This window comes from Daejeonella sp. (assembly GCF_044232565.1).
Lineage (GTDB): Bacteria > Bacteroidota > Bacteroidia > Sphingobacteriales > Sphingobacteriaceae > Daejeonella.
The window spans coordinates 1-4,104 of the sequence record NZ_JBIILQ010000242.1 but is presented as its reverse complement, the minus strand read 5'-3'; the positions used below and the strand labels follow the sequence as shown (position 1 = coordinate 4,104).

At 33.3% G+C, this 4,104-nt stretch carries 4 protein-coding genes; all 4 read right to left on the bottom strand.

All coding sequences use genetic code 11. The features are described 5' to 3' along the window. Positions 1-123: 123 nt before the first annotated feature. Entirely contained in the window at positions 124-1,236 is a 1,113-nt protein-coding gene (locus ACILQF_RS11255) for a glycosyltransferase (protein WP_395627504.1), read from the bottom strand. A gap of 34 nt (positions 1,237-1,270) precedes the next feature. Then, a complete protein-coding gene (locus tag ACILQF_RS11250) occupies positions 1,271-2,128 on the bottom strand; it encodes a glycosyltransferase (protein WP_395627503.1) in 858 nt (285 codons plus the stop codon). A gap of 78 nt (positions 2,129-2,206) precedes the next feature. After that, complete coding sequence (locus ACILQF_RS11245) at positions 2,207-3,364, bottom strand: DegT/DnrJ/EryC1/StrS family aminotransferase (RefSeq protein ID WP_395627502.1); 1,158 nt, start codon at positions 3,362-3,364, stop codon at positions 2,207-2,209. Beyond that, positions 3,361-4,104 (bottom strand): oligosaccharide flippase family protein (locus ACILQF_RS11240; protein ID WP_395627501.1); only part of this gene is annotated, 744 nt, incomplete at its 5' end. The genes ACILQF_RS11240 and ACILQF_RS11245, both read right to left, overlap by 4 nt.

Genomic DNA, 4,104 nt, shown 5'->3' with positions numbered 1-4,104 from the left:
AATACGGCAAATTTCAAGAGAATAAAAATATAAAAACTGATTCTAACCAAAAAGGGGGCTTGCTTTTTATTATATAATTAAAAACATGTTTTATTGCATATAAAGAGCTTATTTATAAAAATTCTATTTTAACCGGACAACAGTGGTGCTAAATATTAATTTTTGCCATTGAGCAGAGATACTCTTGAGCGAGTTTGTTTTATTTATTTTTTTGGCATTATTTGAAATTCTACTCTTTAAAACTGCATTGGATAAGATTTTATTAATGCCTGAGCTCAGTTCATTCAAATTATCATTGGGTACTAAAAATCCATTCTTTTGATGTCTAATGATTTCTGAGGGACCAAATTCACAATCCATTGCTATACATGGGCATCCAAAACTCATCGCCTCGATCAAAGCATTAGGATAACCTTCGTTTCTAGATGGTAAAGCAAATAATTCTGCTTGAGCGTAATAATCCTGCAAATTTGATTTTAAACCTAGTAATTTCACCCTCTTTTGAAGCTTCAATTTCTGGATTTGTTGGTTCAAAGCAGTATATTCTTGGCCCTCTCCGGCAATCAATAGATCTATATTTTTAACCTTAACAGCTGCAAAAGCATTAATTAGTTGATCAAAACCCTTTTCATAAGAAAGTCGTCCCGCTCCAAAAATAAATTTTCGGTCGTTTAACCTTAATTCTGATGTATGTCCTAAATCAGCTATCGGATTATGAATAATTTTAAAATTTGATAGCTTTTCAAATCCAGAGTACATTTTTAAACAATCCTGAATGCCTTTTGCAGGAACTACAATGGCCTGGGCATTACGGTAAATAATGCTGATGAGAGATTTAAACAGGTAACTTTGAGTTTTAATGCTGTGTTCAGGTGTTGTCCTCTCCGAAACTATAAAGGCTGTTTTGGTAATCATCGCAGATAATCCCGACCATACATTAGCTGTTGTCATGAATGAAATGACGCAGGCAGGTTTATTTTTTGTAAATAAATAAATAAGCTTAAGGAATGTTATGCAAGCATAATAAATTCTGAAAACGCTATTATTTGATTTCCTTCTTACTAAATACTTAACTTCCAAATCATTAGGTAATTTATAAACCGTTTCAGCATAATTAAGACAAACAATTTTTACAGGGATTTTACGATTATGGAAATCAATAGCTAAGGTACTTAATACGCGCTCTGCACCACCACCTTGCAAAGTGTTAATCACAAAATATACACTCCTTTCCATTGAATAGTAAATTAGAATATCAATCCTGAATAAATTAACTGAGGGTAATTAAGGTATTTATGGCTTTTTGGATTTTAAAGTTCTTTACATCAAAAAGAAAGTATTGCATTAAATAAATTTTCAACAACTCCCTTTTATGTCGGGCAGAATATGAAAAATTACTGATTAGAATATTGAAATCATCAATCATTTTCCTTTTTCGAACTTGCGAATCAATCATGCTCCAAACGCCCTTTTCATGTAAACGATAGACGGCCATGACCTCAGGTAGAACATATAATTTAGCTTTTGACTTAGATAAAACATAGAGTTTAAAAAATGTATCCGCACTATAAACTTGGTAAAACCATTCCTGACATTTAATATTTTTTAGATGATCACTATTTCTCATCATCATGGTACAAACTCTTGTTTCATCCTTCCTACCTAAAAGCACATCTTCATAAATAAATTCAAGTGGAACAGGATTATTATCTTCATAAACTAAATCCCCAATTTCATTAATTACGCGGCTATAATGACAACAAATTGAGCTATCCGAATTCATTTCCATAAAATCAACCTGCATCTGTAACTTTCTCGAGTCCGTCCAGTAGTCATCTCCATCACACATTGCAACATATTTTCCATTTGCTGCGCTCAGGGTTTTTAAGATGTTTTTGACAGCTCCCTCATTTTCATTATTGCTTAATAACTGAATTTTACCTGGGTATTTTTCAGAATATTCTTCAATTATAGTCCGCGTTGCATCTTTGGAGCAATCATCCCCAATAATAATTTCAAAGTTAAAATCGGTTTCTTGCATCAAAAATCCATCTAATGCTTCTGCAATAAATTTTTCTTGATTATAGGTAATGCAGCAAATGCTCACCATATTTTCAATATTAGCCATAAATAAATTTTGATAGTGTTTGTAATAGAAATTATAATTATTCTCAAAAAATCAATTAATGAAGACTATTTCGAGGAATTATTTGCTTGTTTTTACAAGAAGAGCTGTCTCAAGCAATTGCGCAATGTCGGCCTCGATACTAGAAGGCTCTTGAACCTGATAATTTTGTGCACGAAGCATAATTCTCGTGATCAGATCTAAATCAGAATGAGTAAGGGAATGATAAAGTGGCAGACAAATAATACGCTCAACAATTGAATCACAAACAGAAAGAGCTGCTTTATCAACATAGGGCAAGCTTGATAAAGAAGGATAAAAATATCGCCTACAATAAATTTTTTCAGTTTCTAAGTCTGAAAGGCATTTTAACATTAATTCCTTCGTATCAAATAGCACCGGAAAATAGGAATGGTTGGAAATATAATCATCCTGATGCTTCGGAAAGCTTGCTTTTAAACCTGTTAATTTTTGTAAATAATATAGGGAAAGAGCTTTCCTCTTTTTCAATATTTCATCTACATATTTTAGATTACATAAACCCATAGCAGCATGAAACTCACTGTTTTTACCATTGATGCCTAACTCACTGTATTCATCTTGACCGTTATGTCCAAAATTTCTCATGAAAGCCATTTTCTTGAGTAGTTGAGGGTTTCTAGTAAAAACTGCACCACCTTCGATGCTATGAAATAGCTTGGTAGCGTGAAAACTTGTTGTGCTAATATCACCATATTCAAATACGGACCTCCCTTTATATTGGGTGCCAAAACAATGAGCGGCATCGAAAATAACTTTGAGGCCGTGCTTGTCAGCAATTTCCTGAATAGCATCAATATCACAAGGATTACCATATACATGGGTTGCCAAAATTGCGGATGTATTTGGAGTAATTGCGGCTTCGATTTTTTTCGGATCAATATTATAGGTATCGGGTTCAATATCCGCAAAAACTGGCTTGCAGCCTTCCCAAACTATACTACTTGTGGTTGCAACAAAAGAAAAGGGTGTCGTAATTATTTCTCCTTTTAGTTCTAAAGCTTTGATTGCAATTTGCAAAGCTACAGTGCCATTGGAAACATAAAGCAAGTGTTCGATATTGAGGTAGTTTTTCAATTTCAGCTCAAATTCATTTACAAGCGGACCGTTATTAGTTAGCCATTGTCGGTCCCAGATGCTCTTTAGGTAGGCATCATATTCTTTGGCTTTCGGCAAAAAGGGTTTGGTTACAGGTATCATCTTTTTAGAATTAATTGTTTGAAATCAGAAATCGCTGTGAATTGCATGAAATAACTGCTAGACATATATAAAGTATAGAACAGTAGGCTATTGAAAATCAATCGTTCGAGATCAGAGAAATGGATTAAGGTCAGAAGAAGCGTATCTAAGAAAAAACAAACCAAGCCAATAATAATAGATAGTGAAATGGATGGAAAAATATCTGCTAATTGCTCTTTTATAGAATAATTAATTAAAATTCCACTGTAATATGAATTGATAAAACAGGAAAGAATACTGAATGCTAATTGAAAGTATAGTAGTCCTAATATCCCAAATGGTATAACTAATAAAATACCTGAAACAGCAATTGCCTTTTTTACAAACTCAATTTTTAATATTAAATCACTCCTCCCCTTTACTTTTAAAATATTATGATTGTAGGCATGAAGTGGGTAAAGGATCCCTGCAAGACATAATATTTGAAAATAAGGCACTGCTGGAAGCCATTTTTCTGTGAGAAGAAACCGGAAAAGAGGTTCAGCAATCACCACGAGTAGAACCAGAATCGACGCATTCCAAAACAATACTTGTTGCACTAACTTCTTGTATACCATTTTCAACCTAATATTATCTTCTGAAATGGAAGCAAACATTGGGTAAGTGACACTATTGATGGCGTTAAAAATATTGTTTGTTGGCAGCTGACTGATAGAGTCTGCTCTTGAATAAAAACCCAATTGAGCTGCCGAATAACTTTT

What these genes read in the sequence shown, in the direction of transcription:
- ACILQF_RS11255 (WP_395627504.1), bottom strand. Translation starts at nt 1,236, where the DNA reads ATGGAAAGGAGTGTATATTTTGTGATTAACACTTTGCAAGGTGGTGGT.
- ACILQF_RS11250 (WP_395627503.1), bottom strand. Translation starts at nt 2,128, where the DNA reads ATGGCTAATATTGAAAATATGGTGAGCATTTGCTGCATTACCTATAAT.
- ACILQF_RS11245 (WP_395627502.1), bottom strand. Translation starts at nt 3,364, where the DNA reads ATGATACCTGTAACCAAACCCTTTTTGCCGAAAGCCAAAGAATATGAT.